Annotated in this window: 3 protein-coding genes and 1 pseudogene; 1 reads left to right on the forward strand and 3 read right to left on the reverse strand. The window is 62.4% G+C overall.

Going from position 1 to position 3230, the window contains the following annotated elements; genetic code table 11:
- Positions 1-47 precede the first annotated feature (47 nt).
- On the forward strand, positions 48-1025 hold the full coding sequence (gene mbfA, locus WBB85_RS17365; protein WP_432639855.1) for an iron exporter MbfA: 978 nt from the start codon (positions 48-50) through the stop codon (positions 1023-1025).
- 179 nt (positions 1026-1204) lie between these two features.
- On the opposite strand, the gene WBB85_RS17370 is transcribed toward mbfA, so the two are convergent.
- The 3 genes and pseudogenes from WBB85_RS17370 to WBB85_RS17380 form a co-directional block, all read right to left on the reverse strand.
- Positions 1205-1648: a YaiI/YqxD family protein gene (locus tag WBB85_RS17370; RefSeq protein WP_432639853.1), complete on the reverse strand. Its 444-nt coding sequence runs from the start codon at positions 1646-1648 to the stop codon at positions 1205-1207.
- Positions 1645-3069, reverse strand: a complete 1425-nt coding sequence (sthA, locus tag WBB85_RS17375) for a Si-specific NAD(P)(+) transhydrogenase (protein WP_432639854.1) — start codon at positions 3067-3069, stop codon at positions 1645-1647. The genes WBB85_RS17370 and sthA overlap by 4 nt, the downstream gene beginning before the upstream one ends.
- A gap of 3 nt (positions 3070-3072) precedes the next feature.
- Positions 3073-3230: pseudogene (locus WBB85_RS17380) on the reverse strand (S-formylglutathione hydrolase); the annotation flags it as partial.

Consider the following 3230-nt stretch of genomic DNA (forward strand, 5'->3'; position numbering starts at 1 on the left):
ATCGCCGGGTCTGCCTAATTTGGAATCATTCCAAACTGGAGGCCGCCATGATCCCGGGCTTTGCCAGCCGCCGTCGTTTCGCAGATCTGAGCGAGCAAGAGGTACTCGCGCTCGCGATTTCGTCCGAGGAGGACGACGCGCGCATCTACCGGATCTATGCCGAGCGTTTGCGCGTCGATTTTCCGTCCTCCGCCGCCGTGTTTGACGCAATGGCGAAGGAAGAGGACATCCACCGGCACTGGCTGATCGAACGCCATAAGGCACGGTTCGGTGAGGTCATCCCGCTGATCCGACGCGAACATGTGGCGGGGTTCTATGCCCGCCGTCCGGTCTGGTTGGTCGAAAACCTCGGGCTCGACCGGATGCGGGGTGAGGCGGAGGCGATGGAGCGCGAGGCCGAAGCCTTCTACCGCCGCGCCGCTGCTGCGACCAAAGATGCCGAGACCCGCAAACTTCTGGGCGATCTGGCCGCCGCCGAGGCCAGGCATGAGAAGAAGGCTGGCGATCTGGCCGAGACGCATCTCGACACCGAAGCGAAGGGGGAAGAGGACCGCGCCGCCCATCGGCAGTTCGTGCTGACCTGGGTGCAGCCGGGGCTGGCGGGGCTGATGGATGGCTCGGTCTCCACCCTCGCACCGATCTTCGCGGTCGCGTTCGCGACGCAAAACACCTGGACGACCTTCCTCGTCGGCCTTGCTGCCGCCGTTGGCGCGGGCATTTCGATGGGATTTACCGAAGTTGCCTCGGATGACGGGGTGCTTTCGGGCCGTGGCTCACCCATAAAACGCGGCATTTCGGCGGGGGTGATGACAACTGTAGGCGGGTTGGGTCATGCGCTGCCCTATCTGATCCCGGACTTCTGGACGGCAACGGCAATCGCCATCGTCGTGGTCTTTGTTGAGCTTTGGGCCATCGTCTGGATCCAGAACCGCTACATGGAAACCCCCTTCCTGCGGGCGACCTTTCAAGTGGTTCTGGGGGGCGCACTGGTTTTTGCCGCGGGCGTTCTGATCGGGGGCGGGTAAAGCTTTTCGCCACGTCGAGCGTTGGGCAGGCGCTTTTGCGACCGCCCGCATCACATCGGATGATGACGGGCATTGTTGCCAAAAACAAATCTGAATGGCCGTTGGGGGCCATCCTGCAGAGGGGCGCTCATCCAGCCCGCGCCGTGATGACAGCCATGGCCGCTTTACCCGGATGACCGCTAACCCGCGCTCCTCAACAGCCGGTCAAGGGCCGAAGAAAACCGCGCGCGGTCCTGTTTCGAGAACGCCTTGCCGCCGCCCTGCCGGAAGGGATCGGCCGCGCGCAGGTCGGCCATCAGGTCGCGGGTGGCAAGTACATTGCCGATATTGGCCTCGGTCAGCGCCTCGCCATTGTGTTTCAGCACGAGCGCCCCGGCCCCGACGCATTTCGCGGCCAGAGGGATGTCACCGGTGATCACCACATCGCCCTTGCCCGCGCGTTCGGCGATCCATTTATCGGCCTCATCGGGGCCTTCGGTAACAAAGATGGTTTCGACCAGGGGATGCGGCGAGGGGCGGATGCCGCCATTGCAGACCATCTTGACCGGCACGCGCAGCCGGTCGGCGGCGCGGATGCATTCCTCTTTCACCGGGCAGGCATCGGCATCGACGTAAAGCGTCATGCCTTGCCCTTGCGCTTGACCTTGAATTCCTCGGGGATCGGCATGCGGTTGAAGGCATCAAGGCCTGCGATGCGGTAGGCTTCGGCCAGCGTCGGGTAGTTGAACGTATTCTCGACGAAGTAATCGACTGTGCCTTTGAGGTTCAGCACAGCCTGCGCGATATGGATCAGTTCCGTCGCGCCTTCGCCGACGATCTGCACCCCCAGAAGCCGCCGTGTCTTGAGGCTGACCAGCATCTTCAGCATGCCATGCTCCAGCCCCATGATATGGCCGCGCGAGGTTTCCCGGAACCGGGCAATGCCGACCTCATAGGGTATGCCCCTGCCCTGCGCCTCTTCCTCGGACATACCGCAGGTTGAGATCTCTGGCACCGAATAGATACCGTAGGGAAACCACGGGCTTTCCTTCAGCGTCGGCGTATCGAGCGCGTGGCAGGCCGCGACCCTTCCCTGTTGCAGCGAGGTTGAGGCCAAGGACGGGTGGCCGATCACGTCGCCCGCCGCGTAGATATGCGGCACCTTGGTCTGGTAGGTCTTGCGGTCGACCTCCAGCCGCCCGCGATGGTCGGTTTCCAGCCCCACCGATTTCAGGTTCAGCGCATCGGTCGCCCCCATCCGCCCGGCGGCGTAAAGCAGCATCTCGGTCCGCACATGGCGGCCGTTTTCCAGCGTCACCTCGACATGGCTCTTCGCATCCTCGACCTTTTCGATCTTGGAACCCAGCCTGAGGTCGAGCCCGTTTTCGCGCACCTGATGGGTGAATTCCTGGATCGTGTGGCGGTCGATGAAATCAAGGAAACTTTCGCGCGGCTCGATCAGCGTCACACGGACGTCGAGTGCGGTGAACATCGTCGCATATTCGACCCCGATCACGCCTGCGCCGACAACACAAAGTGATCGCGGCAATTGGCCGAGTTCAAGGAATTCGTCGCTATCCACCACCGTCTTACCGTTGAAGGGCACGTCCTTTGGCCGGTAGGTCCGTGTCCCCGTGGCGATCAGGAACTTGTCGGCGGTCATCTGCACCGTCTCACCCGCCTGTGTCGCCACCTCCACCTCATTCGGGCGGGTGAACTTGGCCGAGCCCAGAAGGGTTTCGACATGGTTGCGGTTGAATTGATGCTCCAGCACGTCGACCTCGTAGTCGAGCGTCTTGTGCAGCCGGTTCTTCAGATCGTCCGAACTGATGTCATCCTTCACCCGGTAGGACCGGCCATAGAACGACCGTTCGCGCCAGCCCGAGAGGTTCAGCACCGTCTCGCGCAGGGTCTTTGACGGGATCGTTCCGGTATGGACTGACACACCGCCCAGCCGGTCCTTGCGGTCAATGACCAGCACCTTGCGCTTCAGTTTGCCCGCCTGAATGGCCGCAGCCTTACCCGAGGGGCCGGAGCCGATGATGATCAGGTCATAATGGCTCATGTGTCACCCCGCGTAGAGCGCTTCGGCATGGAAGGCGATGTGATCGCGCATGTAGGACGAGACGAAGAAATAGCTGTGGTCATAGCCGGGCTGCATGCGGAACTGGCCGTTCTGGCGACGTTCCATCATCGCCTGCGCCAGAGCTTCGGGCTTCAGGAGAT

It is taken from the genome of Albidovulum sp. (assembly GCF_049646345.1).
Lineage (GTDB): Bacteria > Pseudomonadota > Alphaproteobacteria > Rhodobacterales > Rhodobacteraceae > Albidovulum.